The 19881-nt window shown below is 63.4% G+C and carries 14 protein-coding genes; 12 read left to right on the top strand and 2 right to left on the bottom strand.

Annotated features, from left to right (window positions below):
* Positions 1 to 6: 6 nt before the first annotated feature.
* Positions 7 to 1431, bottom strand: coding sequence for a cytochrome P450 (locus P3T21_RS11500; protein WP_429256052.1), 1425 nt, complete (start codon positions 1429 to 1431; stop codon positions 7 to 9).
* A gap of 303 nt (positions 1432 to 1734) precedes the next feature.
* Between P3T21_RS11500 and P3T21_RS11495 the strand changes: the two genes are divergently transcribed.
* The gene (locus tag P3T21_RS11495) at positions 1735 to 2145 is read left to right on the top strand and encodes a phasin family protein (protein WP_429256051.1); all 411 of its coding nucleotides are present in this window, start codon (positions 1735 to 1737) and stop codon (positions 2143 to 2145) included.
* A gap of 85 nt (positions 2146 to 2230) precedes the next feature.
* Here P3T21_RS11495 and P3T21_RS11490 read toward each other — a convergent pair whose 3' ends face one another.
* On the bottom strand, positions 2231 to 3361 hold the full coding sequence (locus P3T21_RS11490) for a zinc-binding metallopeptidase family protein (RefSeq protein ID WP_429256050.1): 1131 nt from the start codon (positions 3359 to 3361) through the stop codon (positions 2231 to 2233).
* A gap of 284 nt (positions 3362 to 3645) precedes the next feature.
* Here P3T21_RS11490 and P3T21_RS11485 point away from each other — a divergent pair, with 284 nt between their 5' ends.
* From P3T21_RS11485 to P3T21_RS11435, 11 genes are all read left to right on the top strand, one after another.
* Positions 3646 to 7122: a DUF2126 domain-containing protein gene (locus P3T21_RS11485; RefSeq protein ID WP_429256049.1), complete on the top strand. Its 3477-nt coding sequence runs from the start codon at positions 3646 to 3648 to the stop codon at positions 7120 to 7122.
* A 26-nt stretch (positions 7123 to 7148) separates the two neighbouring features.
* Positions 7149 to 9767 carry a circularly permuted type 2 ATP-grasp protein gene (locus tag P3T21_RS11480; protein WP_429256048.1) on the top strand — a complete coding sequence of 873 codons (2619 nt, stop codon included), beginning with the start codon at positions 7149 to 7151 and terminating at the stop codon, positions 9765 to 9767.
* A complete protein-coding gene (locus P3T21_RS11475; RefSeq protein ID WP_429256047.1) occupies positions 9764 to 10654 on the top strand; it encodes a transglutaminase family protein in 891 nt (296 codons plus the stop codon). The genes P3T21_RS11480 and P3T21_RS11475 overlap by 4 nt, the downstream gene beginning before the upstream one ends.
* 87 nt (positions 10655 to 10741) lie before the next feature.
* A complete protein-coding gene (locus tag P3T21_RS11470) occupies positions 10742 to 11164 on the top strand; it encodes a MarR family winged helix-turn-helix transcriptional regulator (RefSeq protein WP_429256046.1) in 423 nt (140 codons plus the stop codon).
* 79 nt (positions 11165 to 11243) lie between these two features.
* The gene (locus P3T21_RS11465; RefSeq protein WP_429256045.1) at positions 11244 to 11660 is read left to right on the top strand and encodes a MarR family winged helix-turn-helix transcriptional regulator; all 417 of its coding nucleotides are present in this window, start codon (positions 11244 to 11246) and stop codon (positions 11658 to 11660) included.
* A gap of 105 nt (positions 11661 to 11765) precedes the next feature.
* Complete coding sequence (locus P3T21_RS11460) at positions 11766 to 12851, top strand: HlyD family secretion protein (protein ID WP_429256044.1); 1086 nt, start codon at positions 11766 to 11768, stop codon at positions 12849 to 12851.
* Between the two features lie 17 nt (positions 12852 to 12868).
* The gene (locus P3T21_RS11455) at positions 12869 to 14449 is read left to right on the top strand and encodes a DHA2 family efflux MFS transporter permease subunit (RefSeq protein WP_429256043.1); all 1581 of its coding nucleotides are present in this window, start codon (positions 12869 to 12871) and stop codon (positions 14447 to 14449) included.
* A gap of 10 nt (positions 14450 to 14459) precedes the next feature.
* Positions 14460 to 15911 carry an efflux transporter outer membrane subunit gene (locus tag P3T21_RS11450; protein ID WP_429256042.1) on the top strand — a complete coding sequence of 484 codons (1452 nt, stop codon included), beginning with the start codon at positions 14460 to 14462 and terminating at the stop codon, positions 15909 to 15911.
* Positions 15912 to 15946: 35 nt separating this feature from the next.
* Positions 15947 to 17131: a thiolase family protein gene (locus tag P3T21_RS11445; protein WP_429256041.1), complete on the top strand. Its 1185-nt coding sequence runs from the start codon at positions 15947 to 15949 to the stop codon at positions 17129 to 17131.
* Between the two features lie 135 nt (positions 17132 to 17266).
* A complete protein-coding gene (gene panE, locus P3T21_RS11440; RefSeq protein ID WP_429256040.1) occupies positions 17267 to 18205 on the top strand; it encodes a 2-dehydropantoate 2-reductase in 939 nt (312 codons plus the stop codon).
* A 33-nt stretch (positions 18206 to 18238) separates the two neighbouring features.
* A complete protein-coding gene (locus P3T21_RS11435) occupies positions 18239 to 19699 on the top strand; it encodes a PLP-dependent aminotransferase family protein (RefSeq protein ID WP_429256039.1) in 1461 nt (486 codons plus the stop codon).
* Positions 19700 to 19881 lie beyond the last annotated feature (182 nt).

Here is a 19881-nt window from a genome sequence, read left to right as displayed (position 1 = left end):
CAGCACTTAAGGCCGCACTGCCAGCTTCACCGGCATCGAACTGGGCACCATCGTAAAGGCAGAGATTTCTTCGATGGTGTCCGGGTCGACCGCCAGTTCGACGGTGAAATTCGACATCAGCATCGACAGCACAAGCCGCATTTCGACGCTCGCCAGATGTCGCCCTGGGCACACTCGCGGCCCCGCACCAAACTGCAGATAGGCACGCATGTCATGCGCACCTTGGGACGGATCGCGCTGGTGCAACCAGCGGTCCGGATCATATTTCAGCGGCTCTGCAAAATTGCGTGCATCGAGCATCGCGGGACGGTTCAGGAAAAAAAGCTTCGAACCGGTCGGCAGCACCACGTCCTGCAGACACACATCTTCCAGCGGTTCGAACGAGTTCACCGCGGCAACCGGCTTCAAACGGCTCGCTTCGGTACATACCGCTTCGAACAGATCCAGCGACTTCAATGCGCCATAGTCCGGACATACGGGCGATGTGCCCAGCACGCCGCGCGCTTCATCGGCCATACGCTGTTGCAATGGCTTGTCGTTGGCGAGATAGAGCAGGGTCCATGCGATCGAATTGGCCGTGGTGTCTTCGCCCGCTAGCAGGAGGGTCAGCACGTTGGCGGCAACCTGGTCGTCGGTGATGCCCGAATCTGGTTTGTCGCGCATCATCAGCATCGCTTCAAGCAGATGACGCGGCGTTTCCGCGGGATCGTCGCGCATATGCTCGCGTGCGCGCTCCATCATCTGACGCACATAGCGATGCACTTCGACCAGCGCACGGTCGACACGCCGGTCGCGCGGCAGCTTCACGTAATGCCAGTAGGGGAAGGGAGCGTTGATGCGGGTCATCAGCATCGGGAAGATCAGCGCGAGGTGCTCCTGAATCACGCCACGGTCTTTCTCGATCGTATGCGGGTCCTCGCCGAACGCGAGTGCGCTCGTCACGTCCACCGTATAACGCTTCAGGTCCTCCGTCATCTCGACGACGCTGCCCTGCTCAGCAGCCCGTGCCCAACGCACGCGCAGGCGTTCGGTGATCGCGCTGAGCGTCGGATAGAACGCCTTGATATGCGGAATCGAAAGCGCCTGCATCACGAGCCGCCGCTGCGGCTCCCACGCCGCCCCTTCGGCGGAAAAGAGGCCGTTGCAGCCGATTTCCTCCAGCGTCGATTCGAGCGTCGCATACCGGCGATAGCGGTGCGGACGCTCGCGCATGATGGTCTGGCAAAGCTCGGTATCGGTCCAGACGGTGACGGGCATCCCGGCGATCTGGAATCTGAACGGCGTACCCAGTTCTTCCGCCCAGCGCTCCAGGATCAGATGAAGTTTCGCCGGTGCAAGCTGATGCAGGTTGCCGATCAGCGGCAAGCCCTTTGGGCAAGGCAGATCGGCGACACGCCGCATGCGGGTCGCATTACTCGTCGCTGCATCCATATTCAGGCCCTCTCATGGCGCCGCCCGGGTGTCTGGCGCGTCGCTCCAGTTACAGAGGATAGTGCATTGGGCCTTGAATGCCGACCGTCTCCGCCATGCAGTGTGCGCTGCCGTCCAGGAATCGTTCGCTGGCGCAACGCGGGCAGAAAGCGCATGATCCGGGGACGTGTCCCCGTTACCCGGCAGGCATCGGGATTCAGGGCGGCGCGCCATGTCATGTCAAAGGTCGGCCGGTATGTGCGGGCAGGTCAGGTTGAATGTCCGCGTCTGGCTGTGTGTTCACGAATCCCGGGAGGATCCAGCATGGAAAAATTTGACGCCGCCAATCCGTTTGGCGAATTCACCAAAATGCTCGAGCAGTTCAAACTGCCTGGCTTCGACGTGCCCGCCATCATGGAAGCGCGGCGCAAGGACGTCGAGGCGCTCGTCACGGCCAACCAGACGGCCTTTCAGGGCATGCAGTCGCTCGCGCAGAAGCAGGGCGAAATGCTGCGCACGACGCTGAGCGAACTCCAGGCGCTGGCCACAGCAGGCGGCGGCGCGTCGCCTCAGGCGGCCGAACTTGTTCAGCAGACGCTGCATAAGGCACTCGCGAACATGCAGCAACTGGCGCAGGCTGCGTATCAGTCGCAGGCGGAGTCGTATGCTGTGATCCAGAAGCGCGTGGAGGAAAACGTCGAAGAGCTGAGGACGTTGATGCAGCAGAAGAAGTAGCCTCGCGCGTCCGCCTCGAAACAGGCGACAGGGAAGGGCCGCGACAGTCTGACTGTCGCGGCCCTTTTCTTATGGGTTGATGGGCTTATGACTTCCCCGGCGCCGCAGCGGTACGGGGCGTCCCCGAGAGGACTGCCTTCTTCGGGGGCGCCGTGTCCTTTACCGCCGACGCCACGATCACCCGATGCACGAAGCGCAGCTTGTCGATGACGGCCGTCGCCAGTGTGAACGGATAGCCATCGGCCACGCCGACGCTCCGGTTCAGGCTGTTCAGCACGTTGGTCAACGGAAACCAGCGCCTGATCAGGTTATCGAAGCTCGCATCCTCAACGGGCGTCGCGTCGGTGAGCGTCGGCTCGTCAGGGTCGTCGGGCAGCAGCGCAAGACCGTACGACGCGGCCGTATCCAGCGCATCGACAATCAGCAGGTAGTGCGCCCACGTCTCGGACCAGTCCTCCCACGGGTGCATGGTTGCATACGCACTGATATATGCGTTGCTCCAGTCGGCAGGCGGCCCGCTTTGATAGTAGGCATCGAGCGCCTCGCCGTAATCGGCCCGCTCGTCGCCGAACAGCTTGCGAAACGGCTTGACCCACTTGCCTCCGTCGATCAGCCGGTCGAAGAAATAATGACCGCTCTCATGCCGGAAATGCCCGAGCAGCGTGCGATACGGCTCGCCCATGGCACTGCGCACGCGCTCGCGGTGCGCGTCGTCGGCCTCGGCGATGTTCAGCGTGATCAGGCCGTTGTCGTGGCCAGTCATGACCCGCTCGCCATCGCCCCCATCTTCGAGGAATTCGAACGCCAGCCCATGGTCAGAGTCGCTTTGCCGTGATTCGACCTCGAGCCCGAGCGATGCCAGCGTGTAAAGCAGCCGCCGCTTCGCGTTCTCAAGGCGAAACCAGTACAGGCGATTGTCCGGCTCGCTGAGGTTGGGAATGGTCTGCGTCAACTGGCAGGCGGCGCACAACGTGTCCTCGGAACCGGCCGGAATCATCCAGTTGCAGACTTTCTCAACCTCGTAGTTGTGACATTGCCGGTACAACGCGCCCCCGGCACGCGGATGCAGGCTGCGCCACTGGCCATCGCCCGCTTCCTCGAAGGCGCTGATTTCGCTCAGCTCCGGCACGTAGCCGAGCAACGCGTTGCAGCGCTCGCACAGCACGTTCTCGAAGAAGACGAACTGTGAGCATCGGTTGCAATGGAAGGTTTTCATGGATGTCGCTGAAGAGGTGGGACGCGGGAAGGCGCGACGGAAAGCGTCATCGACGCAATCTCCGTGCCGCGCCTGTCGCCGAACATTTCTTTCTCACGCATTATGTGCATGATGGGGCATGAGCGCTGCGCCGCTTTGGTGCGCGGACCGGAAATGCGCCGGTCGCGTCGTATGAATCCGTTCGGTCAGGTCGTCCCGCCTTGTCGGGCGGGGCCAAGAGGTCTCACAACAAACGGCATGAAGCTTGCTTTTTGCGGCTGCCATCCCTTGCGCAGGAGTCCGGTGTGTCTATACGTGTCGCGTTGACCCATGTCACACATTATCGTTACGACCGTCCGGTCGCACTTTCGCCGCAGGTGGTGCGGCTGCGGCCGGCGCCCCACTGTCGAACGCCCATTCTGTCGTATTCGATGCGGGTCGACCCGGAAGAGCATTTCACCAACTGGCAGCAGGACGCGTTCGCCAACTATCAGGCGCGGCTCGTCTTTCCCGAGAAGACACGCGAGTTCAGGATAACCGTCGATCTTGTCGCGGAGATGGCGGTCTACAACCCGTTCGATTTCTTCCTCGAACCGTCCGCGGAAAAATTTCCCTTCGAATACGATCCGGGCCTCGCGCTCGAACTCGCTCCGTACCGCGCGAAACGCGAGCCGACGCCGCGTTTCGCGGAATTCGTCGCGAGCATCGACCGGACGCCGCGCAAGACCGCCGATTTCCTCGTCGACCTCAATCAGCGTCTGCAAAGCGATATCCGCTACCTGATCCGGATGGAGCCAGGCGTGCAGACGCCGGAAGAGACGCTTGTGAACGCGTCGGGCTCGTGCCGCGACTCAGGCTGGCTGATGGTGGAAACGCTTCGCCAGCTGGGCCTGGCGGCGCGGTTTGTGTCCGGCTATCTGCTTCAGCTCGCGCCCGATACGAAATCGCTCGACGGCCCCAGCGGCACCGAAGTCGACTTCACCGACCTGCACGCGTGGTGCGAGGTCTATCTGCCGGGCGCGGGCTGGATCGGGCTCGATCCGACGTCCGGGCTGCTCGCGGGCGAAGGGCATATTCCCGTTGCGTGCACGCCGGAGCCGGGTAGCGCCGCGCCGATTTCGGGCGCGGTCGACGAATCCGAAGTCGAGTTCGAGCACACGATGACGATTCAGCGCGTGCTGGAAACGCCGCGTGTGACGAAGCCTTACACGGAAGAAGTGTGGACCGACGTGCTGCAGATGGGCGCGCAGGTCGACCAGCAACTCGCCGATATGGACGTGCGTCTGACGATGGGCGGCGAGCCGACTTTCGTTGCCGTGCGCGATCGCGATGCGGCCGAATGGAACACCGACGCGCTCGGGCCGACCAAACGCGGCTACGCGGTCGCGCTGATGGACAAGCTGCGCACGCGTTACGGCGCGAATGGCTTCCTGCATATCGGGCAGGGCAAGTGGTATCCGGGCGAGCAGTTGCCGCGCTGGGCGATGTCGCTTTACTGGCGCGCCGACGGCGAGCCGTGCTGGCAGGATCCGTCGCTGTTCGCGGACGAACGCGACCCGGGCCGCTATACGGCGGAAGACGCGCAGCGCTTTATCCATCATCTGGCCGGCAAGCTGTCGCTCGAAGCGAAGACGATCCAGCCCGGCTACGAGGACACCTGGTATTACCTGTGGCGCGAGCGTCGCCTGCCGGTAAACGTCGACCCGTTCGAATCGGAACTGGACGACGAACTCGAACGTGTGCGTCTACGTCGCGTGTTCGATGCGGGGCTTTCCAGCGTGACCGGCTACGTGCTGCCGCTGGCGCGCGCGAGCCACACGCCGCTGAACGGGCCGAAGTGGGCGAGCGGGCCGTGGTTCTTCCGCGACCAGCGGATGTATCTGATCCCCGGCGATTCGCCGATGGGCTACCGGCTGCCACTGGAATCGCTGCCGTGGGTGTCGTCGAATGATTACCCGTGGCAGCACACGCACGATCCGTTTGCGCCGCCTGCGCCGTTGCGGTCGGCTACGCAGTTGCGGATGCAATACGAAGCGGGTTTCACAGGCAAACCGGTCGCGCCGGCGACAGCCGCTGCGTTCGGCGCGGACAACGGCGCGTCGCACGAAGGCGGTCCCGCAGGCGAGGGCGAGGGCGACGCCGCCGCGTGGGCGCGCGCCGCGGAGCGCATGCCCGAGCGTGGCGAATCCGCGAGCTGGATGACGCGCACGGCGCTGTGTGTCGAAGCACGCGATCCGGCGCGCGCGGCGGGCCCGAAAGTGGAGGCGGAGAAATTCGGCAGCGGACGCAAGCTGCTGCACGTCTTCATGCCGCCGCTTACCGTGCTCGACGACTACCTCGACCTGCTCGCCGCGATCGAAGCCACTGCGGCCGAATTGCAGATGAAGGTCATTATCGAAGGCTATCCGCCGCCGCGTGACCCGCGTCTGAAGATGCTGCAGGTGACGCCCGATCCGGGCGTGATCGAAGTGAATATCCATCCGGCGTCGAACTGGGACCAGCTCGTCGATCACACCGAATACCTGTATCAGTCGGCGCACGAAACGTATCTGTCGACCGAGAAATTCATGCTGGATGGCCGCCATACCGGCACCGGCGGCGGCAATCACTTCGTGCTGGGTGGCGCGACGCCCGCCGACAGTCCGTTCCTGCGCCGCCCGGACCTGCTGTCGAGCCTGATCGCGTACTGGCACAACCATCCTTCGCTTTCGTACCTGTTTTCCGGGCTGTTTATCGGACCGACGAGTCAGGCGCCGCGCGTCGACGAAGCGCGCAATGATCAGGTATATGAACTTGAACTGGCGTTTCTCGAACTGCAACGTCAGATCGACCGGCTCGGTGGACGCGATGGCTGGCAGTTGCCCTCGTGGCTCGTCGACCGTGCATTGCGCAATATCCTGATTGATGTGACCGGCAACACGCACCGCGCCGAGTTCTGCATCGACAAGCTGTATTCGCCCGATGGCCCGACCGGCCGCCTTGGCCTGCTGGAACTGCGCGGCTTCGAAATGCCGCCGCACGCGCGCATGAGCCTCGTGCAGCAACTGCTGCTGCGGGCGCTCGTCGCGCGCTTCTGGGACAAACCGTACACGACGCGTCTCACGCGCTGGGGCACGGAACTGCACGACCGTTTCCTGCTCGGCAGTTTCGTGCAGATGGATTTCGACGATGTGCTTTCCGACCTCAACGCGGCCGGTTACGCGTTCGACCCGTCGTGGTTCGCGCCGCACTTCGAGTTCCGCTTCCCGCTGGTCGGGGAAATCACGACGAGCGGCATTTCTCTGACGATTCGCAGCGCGCTCGAGCCGTGGCATGTGATGGGCGAAGAAGGTTCGCCCGGCGGCACCGTGCGCTATGTCGATTCGTCAGTGGAACGGATCGAGGTGCGTGCGCTCGGGCTGAACGAAAACCGTCATGTGATCACGGTGAATGGCGTGCCTCTGCCGATGCAACCGACAGGACGCGTCAGTGAACATGTGGCGGGTGTGCGCTTTCGTGCGTGGTCGCAACCTTCGGCATTGCATCCGACGATTGGCGTCGATGCACCGCTCACTTTCGACATCGTCGATACGTGGACAGGGCGCTCCATCGGCGGTTGCCAGTATCATGTCGCTCATCCGGGTGGACGCAACTACCAGACGTTCCCGGTGAACGCGTACGAAGCCGAGAGCCGGCGACGCGCGCGCTTCTTCACGATCGGCCATACACCGGGGCCGCTTTCCGTCGAAGCGCCGCAGCGCAGCCTTGAATTTCCCTTCACGCTGGATCTACGCTACTGGTGAACTGAAAAACAACACGCGACACGATCTTGGCTTTTCAATCGACTTTTCCCTTCGAGCCGAACGCGGGCCTCGCCGACGCGCTCGCGGTCCTGCGCGCGCTGCCCGTTCGCGAGGGACATTGGGACGAGATGCGCGACGCGTCGGGGACGCTGCGTGAGCCGTGGCGCCGGTTTTTCGAGCTGCTCGGCGAGGAGGGCGTTGCGGACCTCGATCAGGACGCAGCTTCCATCGCCCAGCAGATCCGTGACAACGACATCAGCTACAACGTCTACGCGGACAATGGCGAGTCGCGTCCGTGGTCGCTGGACCTGCTGCCATTCCTGATCGATGAAGCGGAATGGGCGGAGATCGAGCGCGGCGTCACGCAGCGTGCGCACCTGCTGAACGCGATCGTCGCGGATGTCTACGGTCCGCAGACGCTGCTGCAGCGCGGCCTGTTGCCGCCCGCGCTCGTATTCGGTCATCCGGGCTATCTGCGTGCGGTGAAGGATTACGTGCCACCGGGCGGCCAGTATCTGCAGTTCGTCGCGATCGACCTGGCACGTGCGCCGAACGGCGGGTGGACCGTGATGGCGCATCGCACGGAAGCACCGTCCGGCCTCGGCTACGCGCTCGAAAACCGGATGATCGTGTCGGGCCTCTTCACGGATCCGTTCCGTACGATGCGTGTGAGCCGCCTCGCTTCGTCGTTCTCGCAACTGGTCGGCACGCTCGCACAGCTGGCCCGTGCCACGATGCGCGCCGGTCACGACGAGGCGCCGCATATCGCGCTGCTCACGCCGGGGCCGTATAGCGAAACGTACTTCGAACATACGTTTCTTGCGCGCTATCTCGGCGTGACGCTGGTCGAGGGCAAGGACCTCACGGTGCGCGACGACATGCTGTTCCTGAAGACGCTCGCAGGACTGGAACGCGTGCACGTCGTGCTGCGCCGGCTCGATGACGCGTTCTGCGATCCGGTTGAGCTGCGTGCCGATTCGACGATTGGCGTGCCCGGTCTGCTTCAGGTGATGCGGGCCGGCAACGTGGTGGTATCGAATGTGCCCGGCGCGGGTTTCGCCGAATCGCCGGCGCTGCATGGATTCATGGCGGGCATCGCGGATGCGCTGCTCGACGAAGAACTCGTATTGCCCGATGTGCCCACGTGGTGGTGCGGCGAAGACGCCGCGCGAGCGGATGTCTTCGCGCAGCAGGATGCAGCGTTTCTCGTGCCGACGTGGCCCGAATCGCAGCGCGACGGGCCGCCTGGCATGGCGCTGGGCGCGCAGCGGCTCGACGTGTGGCGCGAACGCATTGAAACGATGCCGGACGCGTTTACGGTCCAGCAACCGCTGCCCTATTCCTGCACGCCGCGCTATGAAGACGGCACGATTGGCAACCGGCCTTCGGTGCTGCGTGTGTTCGCGATCGCCGATTACAACGGCGTGTGGCATGTGATGCCGGGCGGCTTCACGCGTCTTGCCGCTGAACGTCAAAGCACGGTGTCGATGCAGTTCGGCGGCAGCAGCGTCGATACATGGGTGCTGTCGAGCCAGCCGTTCTCGACGTTTTCGCTGTTGCCTTCCCCGATCAAACCGGGCGATCTTTCGCGCAAGCATCGCACGGTGTCGAGCCGCGCCGCGGAGAACCTGTTCTGGTCCGGACGTTACGGCGAACGCGCGGAAAACAACGTGCGCCTGTTGCGCCTGATCCTCGGCTCGCTGGAAAGCAACGACACCGACACGATGTTTTCGACGCTCGTCGAACTCGCGCTGCAGAGCGGCCTCGTGCCGGCGGTCGACCTGCTCGCACAGCGTTCGCCGCAGGCGTTCGAGCGCACGCTGGTGGCGAACCTGAATGAGCACACGGGCGCGGCCAGCGTCGGCCAGAATCTCGCGTCGCAGGCGCGCGCGAGCGGCGAGATTCGCGGCCGTCTCTCGAGCGACCACTGGCGCACGATCGTCGCCGCGCGCAATGATTTCCGCGACGCGTTGACGACGCTGACGCCTTCTTCGTTTTCGCCGGCGTCCTTGTCCCTTTTTGCGGCCGGGCAGGCTGGACGTCATGACCGCTACGATCGCGTCACGCTGATCAACGCGCTTGAACATCTTTCGACGCAACTGTCTGCGATCAGCGGTGCGCAGGGCGACCGTATGACGCGCGATGAAGCATGGCGTCTGCTATTCGTCGGACGACATATCGAGCGCGTGTCGGCGATGACGGCGTATCTGCGCGTCGTCGCCGAGGGGCAGCAACTCGCGACGCCCGCGGGCTTCGATCTGCTGCTGCAACTTTTCGACAGCACGCTGACGTATCGCTCGCTTTATCCGGGCCGGCTGGAGGTGCCTGCGCTGCTCGACCTGCTGGTGGTCGAGCCGACCAATCCGCGTGGGCTGTATGGCGTCTATGAGCGTCTGTCCCGCAAGCTCGATGAGATATCGGTCGCCGCTGGCAGTTCGCGGCACACGACGTTCTCCGGCCTCATGCGGCCCACCGAAAGTCTGCCGACGCTCGAACAGCTCTGCGCCACCGATGAGGACGGCGTCCATACGGAACTCGTCGATTTGTGCAATGAACTGAACGCGCTGGTCGCGCTCGCGGCGAATGAAATCAGCGCGCGCTATTTCAGTCACGCAAATACGCTGGCCTTGCGGGTGTCGTCATGACGGCCGCGCATGCCGTGCTGTCGGTCTCGCATCGCACGACCTATCGCTATTCGACGTTCGTCGAAACGGCCCAGCATCTGGCCACGATCCGGCCGCTCGCGTGCGAGTGGCAGCGCGTCGTGAACCACACCGAACGCATCGAGCCGACGCCGTCCTATGTGCATAGCCGCATCGACGCGTTTGGTAACGACGTGCTGTATTTCGCGCTCGATACGCCGCACGAGCGCCTGCAACTCGTCAGTGAAACGACGGTGCAGTTGACGCCGCGCTGGACGTCGCTCGATCCTGAGTCGACCCCGGAGTGGGATGCGGTGGCGGATGGGCTGCGCTTTAGCGTCGGCGGACAGTTCAGGCCGGAAACGGAGTTCTGTTTCGCGTCACCGAATATCGTGCTGCGTCCCGCGTTACGCGAGTACGCGCTATCGAGCTTTCCGCCGGGCATGCCGATCGCCGCGGGCGCGGTCGATCTGATGCATCGCATTCACGCGGACTTCGAATACAAACCCTCGGCGACGATGTTCGATACGCCCGCCGAACGGGCGTTCGAATTGAAGCGAGGCGTCTGTCAGGACTTCGCGCAGGTGATGATCGGCTGCCTGCGTTCGCTCGGCCTGCCGGCGCGTTACGTCAGTGGCTATCTGCGCAACGATCCGCCGCCCGGACAGGCACGGCTGATCGGCGCGGATGCGTCCCATGCGTGGGTGTCGGTCTATTGTCCGGGCAGCGGCTGGATCGATCTCGACCCGACCAACGATGTGCTCGCCGACATGGATCACGTCACGCTTGCCACCGGCCGCGATTACAGCGATGTGTCGCTGCTGCGCGGGATGATCCTCGGCGGCGGCGCGCATCGCGTCGAGGTCGGTGTGAGCGTGCTGGCGCTTTGATCCTGCAGGCGCAGGAAATCAACCAGCCTCGTGGCCGTTCAGCAAAAATACTTGACAGTGTGCGTATGCACATATACATTGACTCTCATGAACCGACCTCTTTCCTACGATGAATGCAACTGCTTCGCGCTGCGTCAGGCGGCGAGGCATGTCACGCAGATATACGAGCGGCATTTGTCGCCCGTGGGTTTGACGGCGGCGCATTTCACGATTCTCGCCAAGCTCGCGCGCACGCCGAACCTGACCATGATGGATCTGGCGGACGCGATGGTCATGGATCGCACCACGCTCGTGCGCGCCATGAAGCCGCTGCAACGCGATGGGCTTGTTGTCACCGAGTCGGCCGAGCATGACGGTCGTACCTTTGTGTTCAGCCTCACCGAAAAGGGCGAAAAGACCTTCGATCAGGCCGCCATTGCCTGGCGTGCCGCGCAGGACGAGTTCGAAAGCAAATTCGGCCGGGGCCGTGCGAAAGCGCTGCGCTCGGAACTGTTCGACATCACGGAATAACGCGCCGCGAGCGATGGTTTCGCCCGCGGTTGTTTCGCCTAAATGTGTGCATACGCACTTGTAGATGGAATCTGTATCCATGTCATTTCCGACAGAAGACGACTGCTTCGCTATCCGCCAGGCGGCCCGGTATGTCTCCCAGCTTTACGACCGTCATCTCGCGCAGGTGGGTCTGACGACGACGCAGTTTTCGATCATGGGCCGAATCCGGCGCGCACGCCGCGCGACGATGAAGCAGCTTGCTGATGAGATGGTGATGCAACGTACGACGCTGGTACGCGCGATCCAGCCGCTGCGTCGCGACGGACTCGTGTTTAGCGAAGCGCTCGAACCAGACCGGCGCGAACTGTCGATTGGTCTGACTGAAGCCGGCGAAGCGCGGATCCTTGCGGCGCGTGTTCACTGGTATGCCGCGCAGGAAGAGTTCGAAAAGCGCTTCGGCGCTGAGCGTGCTGAAGCGCTGCGACGCGAACTGTTCGCCATGACCCGAGACTAGCGATTTGAAGATTTAAAGCCCGCGCAAGGCGGGAAAGCAGCATCCGGCCGGCGCTTCCATCGCGCCGATTTTTTCAGGTAACGAAGTGCATACGCACATATCAACATGTCCACTACTCCTTCGACTATCGCACCCGCCAGCGCGGCGGATCGTGCCAATCCCGCCCGGCGTATCCCATGGATGCTGCTTGCGGTCATTGCGGTTCTCGTCGTGCTGGTTGCGGCCGGATCGTACTGGTTCTTCGCCGGCCGTTTCGTCGAAACCACCGATGACGCGTACATCGGGGGCGACGTCACCGTGATGGCGCCGAAGGTGAATGGCTTCGTGACCGACGTGCTCGTGAAAGACAACGAGCATGTCCATGTGAATCAGGTGTTGATCCGGCTCGATGCGCGCGACTACGACGCACGGCTCGCACAGGCCGACGCGGAAGTGGACAGCGCGAAAGCAGCGGTCACCGAACTGCAGGCAAAGAAATCGCTGCAGCTCGCGACGATCAACGAACAGTCGGCGGAAGTGCGGGCGTCCGGCGCCGAACTGACGCGCAGCGCAGCCGACCAGACGCGCTATCGCGAACTCGTGAAAGACGACGCAGTATCAAACCAGGTCGTCGAACGTGCCGACGCGGATCTGCTGAAGGCGCATGCCGCCGTTGACCGCAGCAATGCCGCTTTCATCGCCGCACAGCGCCAGCTGGCCGTGCTCGACGCGCAGATCGGCGATGCAGAGGCGCGTATCGCCACCGCACAGGCGGCGCAGCGCGTGGCGGCGCTCAACGTCGAGTACACGACGATCCGCTCGCCGATCGACGGCTACGTCGGCAACCGCACCGCGCGCGTCGGTCTGCTCGCAAATACGGGTGTTTCGCTGCTGACGGTCGTGCCGTCGAACGGTCTGTGGATCGACGCCAACTTCAAGGAGGACCAGCTAAAGAAGATGCGCGCCGGCGACAGGGTCGATGTCGATCTGGATGCATCCAGTGAGGCGATCCACGGCGTCGTCGAAAGCCTCGCGCCGGCGACGGGTGCCACCTTCAGCGTGCTGCCCGCGGAAAACGCCACCGGCAACTTCACGAAGATCGTGCAGCGTGTGCCGGTACGTATCCGTCTCGATGTGCCGAAGGAAATGCAGGGCGTGCTGCGTCCCGGTCTCTCGGCGACGGTGAAGGTTCATCTCGCTGGTCACGCGTAAGCGCAAGGCGCCCCATCATGAACCGCACACACGCGCACCCCGCCAACCCCGCCGATCAGCCCATGCGCACGAAAGTCTTCGCGTTCGCGCTGATGTGCCTCGGGTTCTTCATGGCGACGCTCGATATCCAGATCGTCGCTTCATCGCTGAGGGACATTGGCGGCGGCCTGTCCGCCAGTCAGGACGAACTGTCCTGGGTGCAGACGTCGTATCTGATCGCCGAAATCCTGGTGATTCCGATGTCCGGCTGGCTCACGCGTGTGTTCTCGACGCGCTGGCTGTTCGCTGCATCCGCGCTTGGCTTCACGATCACGAGCATGTTGTGCGGCCTGGCGTGGGACATCAACTCGATGATCCTGTTTCGTGGCTTGCAGGGCGCGCTCGGCGCCGCGATGATTCCCACGGTGTTTACCACGGCTTTCGTGCTGTTTCCCGGCAAGCAGCGGCTGGTTGCGTCCACGACGATCGGCGCGCTCGCATCGCTTGCACCGACGATTGGCCCGGTGATCGGCGGATGGATCACGTCTCAATGGTCGTGGCACTGGCTGTTCTATCTGAACCTCGTGCCGGGTATCTTTGTGACCGTGCTGGTGCCGAAGTTCGTCCACATCGATGACGTCGATCTTTCGCTTCTGAAGAAGGGCGACTATCCCGGCATCGTGCTGATGTCGGGCTTTCTGGGCTGCCTTGAATATGTGCTTGAGGAAGGTCCGCGGAAGAACTGGTTCGGCGATCACGTGATCCTGACGTGTGCATGGATCTGCGGTATCTGCGGATTTCTCTTCCTCGTGCATGCGTTCACGGCTAAAGAACCGATTGTCGATCTGCGCGCACTGGCGATCCGCAACTTCGGTATCGGCAGCCTGCTGTCGTTCATTACCGGCATCGGCATCTTTTGCGCGGTGTTCCTCACGCCAGTGTTCCTTGCCCGCGTGCGTGGTTTCGATTCGCTGCAGATCGGGCTTGCGTTGCTGTCGGTCGGATGTTTTCAGCTTGTCGCACTGGTGGCCTATTCGCTGCTCGCTCGCGTGATCGATATGCGCTGGCTGATGGTGTTCGGTCTCGTATGCTTTGGCGTCGGCCTGTATCTCTACGTGCCGCTGACGAACCAGTGGGGCTGGCAGGAACTGCTGATTCCACAGGCGCTGCGCGGTATCGGCCAGCAGTTCTGCATTCCGCCAATTGTCACGATGGCGCTCGGGTCGCTGCCGCCGTCCAGGCTTAAATCCGCCAGCGGGCTTTTCAATTTGATGCGCAATCTGGGCGGCGCCATCGGCATCGCTGTTGCCAGCACGATGCTCAACGACCGGCTGAACCTGCATTACGAACGTCTCGACGAGCATGTGACGGCTGGCCGGCCCGTTATCGAAGCTGCGCTTCGTCAACAGGCTGCGCATCTGGCCGCAGTGGGCGGCGATGCGCTCAACGCAGCGACAGCCGGTCTCGACGTTCTGCACACTTTGCTGATCCGCGAAGCGCTCGTGCTGACTTTCTCTGACGCATTCCTCGCGGTTGCGCTCTGCTTTGTGGTGGGCCTCGCTAGCGTGCTGTTTTCGCGCCCGTTCGGCAACACCGCGCCGCCTCCCGACGCTCACTAAGGTACCCGACATGAAATCGATCATTGCAAAGGCTCTGGCAGGCGTCGCCGTGCTGAGTCTCGCCGCCTGCGCCGTGCAGCCCGAAACGCACGCCGATCTGCCGCAAACGGTGCAGACGGTTGCGCCCGACGCGTGGAGCGTCGACGCGCCGCAGGCCTCCGTGAACGCTGACGCGTGGTGGAACGACTTCGGCGATCCGGTCATGCATCAACTGGTGGCGTCGGTGCTGGACGGCAACCTCGACGTGCAGGCCGCCGCTGAGCGCGTCAAGCAGGCGCAGTCGATCGCGACGCAACGTCACGCGGATCTGCTGCCTGAACTCGACGCGGTCGCGCGGGCATCGGATACACGCCAGAACACACCGCCGCCGCTGGGTTATGTGCGGCAGGCGGGCATCGGCCTCAACGCCAGCTGGACGCCCGACGTGTTCGGCGGTGAGCGTCTCGCGCTGCTCGCGGCGCAGGCGCAGGTGTCGGGCCGCAAGGAAGCGTTGAACGCGTTGCGCCTCGCGCTTGCCGCGAACACGGCGGCTGCCTATATCGACCTCCGCTGGGCGCAATCGCAGCTGCAGATCGTCAAGGATAACGAGCAGATCCGTAGCCGCGCGCTGCGTCTGACGCAGGAGCGCCTGCATTACGGTCTGTCGACGCAGCTCGACGTTGCGCGTGCGCAGAACCAGTTGTCCGATCTTCAGGCGCAGATTCCGCGCGTGCAGTCGACGATCCAGCATCAACTCAGCCTGATTGCGGTGTATTCGGGCCGCACGCCGGAGAGCGTCGACGGGTTGTTGCTCGCCAACGCGCAGGCGATCCCCGTGCCGTCGCAAAGCGTGCCGCAGACGCTGCCGTCCGAGGCGTTGCTGCGTCGCCCGGATGTGCGCACCGCGTATGCGGGCGTCGAACAGCGCGCTGCGGAAGTGGGCGTATCGAAGGCGCAGCGCTATCCGCAGTTCAAGCTCAATCTCTCGGACGGTTTGCTTGCCGCGTCGTATCTCGGCCTGCCGACGCTGACTGACAACCTCTTCAGCGCGGCCCTGAGTGCGACGAGCCCGATTTTCAACGCCGGTCGCATCAATGCAGGCATTGATGAAAGCGAGAGCCGCATGCGTGAATCGCAGCTCGGCCTGCGTCAGACGATGCTGGAGGCCCTGAAGGAAGTCGAGGACACGCGCAGCGATCTCGTCAGCAGTTCGGAGCAGGTGCAACGGCTTGGCGGTGCGCTCAACGCGTCGAACCAGGCGCTGCGTCTGTCGAGCGAACTCTACAAGGGCGGCGCATCGAGTTTTCTCGATGTGCTCGCAGCGCAGGAAGCGTATCTGCAGGACTCGGAATCGCTGAACCAGGCAAAGCGCGAACATGCGCTTGCCGCGGTTGCCTTGTATCGCTCGCTGGGCGGGGGTTGGGATGCGCAGGATTCCACCGATGTCGCGAGCACTCCCGTCACGCCCGCCGTGACGAACTGAAGCTGAACCTGAAACTCAACCAGAGAGAGACGACCATGAGTACACGTGAAATTGTGATCAGCAACCCAGTTAGAACGCCGATTGGCGCCTTCAACGGCACGCTGAAGGATGTGCCCGCAACGGATCTCGGCGCGGCCGCCGTGCGCGAAACGCTGCGCCGCAGCGGTATCGATGCGGCTGGCCTCGCTTCGGTGGTGATGGGCAATGTGATTCAGGCGGGCAACCGGATGAACCCGGCGCGGCAGGCCTCGATTGGCGGCGGTGTGCCCGTCGCGGTTCCTGCGCTGACCGTGAACCGGGTGTGCGGTTCGGGCGCGCAGGCGGTCATTTCGGCGGCACAGGAGATCGCGCTTGGGCTCGGCAATGTGGCTGTCGCCGGCGGCATGGAGAATATGGATCGCGCGCCCTATCTGCTCGACGGTGGCCGCCACGGTTATCGCATGGGTAACGCGCAGATTTACGACAGCATGCTGCGCGACGGTCTTGTCGACGCGTTTTCCAGCGAGCATTCCGGCTGGCACACTGAAGATCTGGTGACGCAGCTTTCGATCACGCGCGAAGCGCAGGATCGCTGGGCCGCACGATCACAGCAACGCTTTGTCGCCGCACAGGAACGCGGCGCGTTCGACGCGGAACTCGTCACCGTCGAAGTCAAGGGACGCAAGGAGCCCGTACGCTTCGCCCGTGACGAACAGCCACGCGGTGACACGACCGTCGAGATTCTCGCGAAACTGCGTCCTGCGTTTCGCCCGGACGGCACGATCACCGCGGGCAACGCACCGGGCCTGAATAGCGGCGCGGCGGCGATGCTCGTCGCTGAACGAGGCTTTGCGGAAGCGCACGGCATCGAACCGTTCGCGCGGATCGTGGCTTATGGCGTGGCGGCGGTCGAGCCGGGCATGTTCGGGCTGGGTCCGGTTCCGGCGGTGCAGATGGCGCTCGAACGGGCGGGCTGGACGCTCGCGGATATCGAACGCGTCGAAATCAACGAAGCATTCGCTGCCGTTCCGATCGCCGTCGCGCAAAAACTCGGTCTGCCGGACGACATCATCAACGTCGAAGGCGGTGCAATCGCGCATGGTCACCCGATCGGCGCAACCGGCGCGGTGCTGACCACGCGCCTGATTCACTCGATGCGACGCGACGCGCTGAAGCGCGGTATCGTCACGCTGTGTATCGGTGGCGGGCAGGGCATTGCGCTCGCGCTCGAAGTGCTTTGACGTTATCCGGAGCGCGTTCGATGGCGTAATGCAGCGTGCGTTGCCGTCCATGCATCAGAAGAAACTTTGCTACATTCTGCATAAGCACAGACGGACGGCGCGCACGCGCTGAACGGTTTATCCCAGGGAGACAAGATGCGAATTCTGGTGGTGGGCGCGGGCGCAGTGGGTGGCTATTTCGGCGGGCGTCTGGCCGCGGCAGGACGCGACGTGACGTTTCTGGTTCGCGCGCAACGGGCGGAAGAACTGAAGCGCACGGGGCTTGTGATCAGAAGCCCGCGCGGCGATCTCACGCTGCGTGACGTCAAAACCATTCAGGCCAGCGATACGGCCGAACCGTTCGATCTCATCGTGCTCAGCTGCAAGGCGTACAGCCTCGACGATGCGGTGAAGGCATTTGCACCGTTCGTCGGGCCGTCCACGGCGATTCTGCCGCTTCTGAACGGCATGGCGCATATCGATGCGCTTAAAGAGAAATTCGGCGCTTCGCAGGTATTGGGTGGCCAGTGCGTGATCGCCGCGACGTTGAACCGCGAGCGCGAAATCGTGCATCTGAACGACTTGCATTCGATCACGTTTGGCGAACTGGCGGGCGGTTCGACCGACCGCTCCCGCGCTGTCGACGAAGCCTTGCAGGGCGCAGGCTTCGACGTCGCGGCGAGCGAATCCATTCTTCAGCAGATGTGGGCAAAGTGGGTATTTCTCGCGACGCTCGCGGCCAGCACGTGTCTTTTTCGTGCATCTGTCGGCGATATTCTCGCGGCGCCGGATGGCAGGCGTGTGATTGAAGGCTTGCTGTCGGAGTGTCGGGCAGTATCCGCGCACAATGGCTACCCGATGGGCGACGACTTCGTGGCGCGCGTGAGCGGCACGCTCTTCGCCGAGGGCTCGCCGATGACGGCGTCGATGCTGCGCGATGTCGAAAACCACTCGCGCATCGAGGCGGATCACATTCTGGGTGACCTGATCCGCCGTGGCGGCGTCGAGCAGCACAACGACGCGCAGCTCTCGCTTCTGCGTCTTGCGTACAACCATCTGAAGGCTTACGAAGCGCGGCAGGCGCGCGAAGCATAATCGCCCGCACGCATATTTCAGGTAGCCAGCCGGATGGACATCCACATCACGATTCAGGGTCGCCAGGATCTGGCCGGGCAGATCTATCGACAGCTCAGGGCGGGCATTGTCGAAGGCCGGCTGGCGGGTGGCGTTCAGTTGCCGTCGACCCGCGATCTGGCGACGCAACTCGGTGTATCGCGCAAGACGACGCTCGATGTGTTCGAGCGTCTGCTGTCTGAAGGGTTTCTGTCGGCGCGGGCGGGCGCCGGTACGTTCGTCGCCGATGGCTTGCAGCGCCTGCCCGGCGAAAAGTCGTCGCACGCTAAAGCCGCCGAAGCGGCGAAGGTGCAACCCCGGGCAAAAGCACGCGAGATCTGGGACGAGCTTGCCGTTCCGCTCGCGCTCCCACAGCAGGGCGCACAGGCAACGCTCGATTTTGTCGGCGGGGTGACGGACAAAGCGCTGTTTCCGTTCGACGTGTGGCGTACCTGCATCAATCACGCGCTGCGCGTGCAGGCGCGCGGCCGCGGGACCTATCACGACTCCGCGGGTGAGCAGGAATTGCGGCTTGCCGTATCACGCTACCTGGCGTTCAACCGCGCCGTGGTAAGTAACTGGGACGACGTCATCATCACGCAGGGCGCGCAGCAGGCGCTCGATCTGGTCGCGCGCGTGATGCTGCGCCGCGGTGAAGTCGTCGCGGTCGAAGACCCCGGTTATCCGCCCGCGCGTGCATGTTTTGCCGCGCTGGACGCGAAGGTGGTAACGGTTCCCGTCGACGAACAGGGGCTCGTCGTGAGCAGGCTGCCGAAGAATGCGCGCGTCGTGTACGTCACGCCTTCGCACCAGTTTCCGCTTGGCATGCCGATGAGTCTGGAGCGGCGCGTCGAGCTGCTCGAATGGGCGCAGCAACGCGGCGCCGTCATCATCGAAGACGACTACGACTGCGAATACCGCTTTGAAGGGCGGCCGATGGAGCCGCTTAAGAGCCTCGATCGCGCGGGGCTCGTTGCATACGTCGGCACGTTTTCGAAGACCATTTTTCCCGAGTTGCGCATGGGTTATGTCGTGCCGCCAGTTTCGCTGCTGGGACCGCTGCGCCGCGCGCGGCAGGTCGGCGACTGGCACGGCTGCACGTTGACGCAGACCGCGCTCGCCACGTTCATGCTCAACGGCGACTTCGCAAAACACCTGCGGCGCATGCACAAACACTACGCGGCGCGGCGCGCGATGCTGCTTTCGCATCTGCAAAACGGGCTCGCGCCGTGGTTCGATCCGATCGTGCCGACCGCAGGCATTCACCTTGCCGCAAGGCTCAGAGAGCCGCTTACCGAAGCCGCAGTGGTCGAGGCAGGACGCGCCGCATCGATCGGGCTGTATGGGATCGCGCCATTTTACGTGCGCGAAAAGGCGCGGCCCGGGCTGATCTTTGGCTACGGTGGAATCGGCGTCGAGCAGATCGACACGGCGCTCACCACGCTCGCCAGATTGATGCCGAAGCTCGCGCGCTGATCTTCGAAAAGCACCTGATACAGGCGCTCATTCGTACGTTTCAACCTGTCATCGCGCTGTTGATTTCGCGATGCCCTGGTGTTTACCTCACTCTCCAGGACATGCGTCCAGCAATCCCCGATATACGTTTTACCCGCTAAAACAGGCGTCAAAATGTGTCACGGAGTCTGCGCCACGCAACA

Source organism: Paraburkholderia sp. GAS334 (assembly GCF_050436625.1).
In the GTDB taxonomy this organism is placed as follows: domain Bacteria; phylum Pseudomonadota; class Gammaproteobacteria; order Burkholderiales; family Burkholderiaceae; genus Paraburkholderia.
Note: the sequence above shows the minus strand (reverse complement) of the source record. Positions and strands in the feature narration are given on the sequence as shown.

What these genes read in the sequence shown, in the direction of transcription:
- P3T21_RS11500 (WP_429256052.1), bottom strand. Translation starts at nt 1,431, where the DNA reads ATGGATGCAGCGACGAGTAATGCGACCCGCATGCGGCGTGTCGCCGAT.
- P3T21_RS11495 (WP_429256051.1), top strand. Translation starts at nt 1,735, where the DNA reads ATGGAAAAATTTGACGCCGCCAATCCGTTTGGCGAATTCACCAAAATG.
- P3T21_RS11490 (WP_429256050.1), bottom strand. Translation starts at nt 3,361, where the DNA reads ATGAAAACCTTCCATTGCAACCGATGCTCACAGTTCGTCTTCTTCGAG.
- P3T21_RS11475 (WP_429256047.1), top strand. Translation starts at nt 9,764, where the DNA reads ATGACGGCCGCGCATGCCGTGCTGTCGGTCTCGCATCGCACGACCTAT.
- P3T21_RS11470 (WP_429256046.1), top strand. Translation starts at nt 10,742, where the DNA reads ATGAACCGACCTCTTTCCTACGATGAATGCAACTGCTTCGCGCTGCGT.
- P3T21_RS11465 (WP_429256045.1), top strand. Translation starts at nt 11,244, where the DNA reads ATGTCATTTCCGACAGAAGACGACTGCTTCGCTATCCGCCAGGCGGCC.
- P3T21_RS11460 (WP_429256044.1), top strand. Translation starts at nt 11,766, where the DNA reads ATGTCCACTACTCCTTCGACTATCGCACCCGCCAGCGCGGCGGATCGT.
- P3T21_RS11455 (WP_429256043.1), top strand. Translation starts at nt 12,869, where the DNA reads ATGAACCGCACACACGCGCACCCCGCCAACCCCGCCGATCAGCCCATG.
- P3T21_RS11450 (WP_429256042.1), top strand. Translation starts at nt 14,460, where the DNA reads ATGAAATCGATCATTGCAAAGGCTCTGGCAGGCGTCGCCGTGCTGAGT.
- P3T21_RS11445 (WP_429256041.1), top strand. Translation starts at nt 15,947, where the DNA reads ATGAGTACACGTGAAATTGTGATCAGCAACCCAGTTAGAACGCCGATT.
- panE (WP_429256040.1), top strand. Translation starts at nt 17,267, where the DNA reads ATGCGAATTCTGGTGGTGGGCGCGGGCGCAGTGGGTGGCTATTTCGGC.
- P3T21_RS11435 (WP_429256039.1), top strand. Translation starts at nt 18,239, where the DNA reads ATGGACATCCACATCACGATTCAGGGTCGCCAGGATCTGGCCGGGCAG.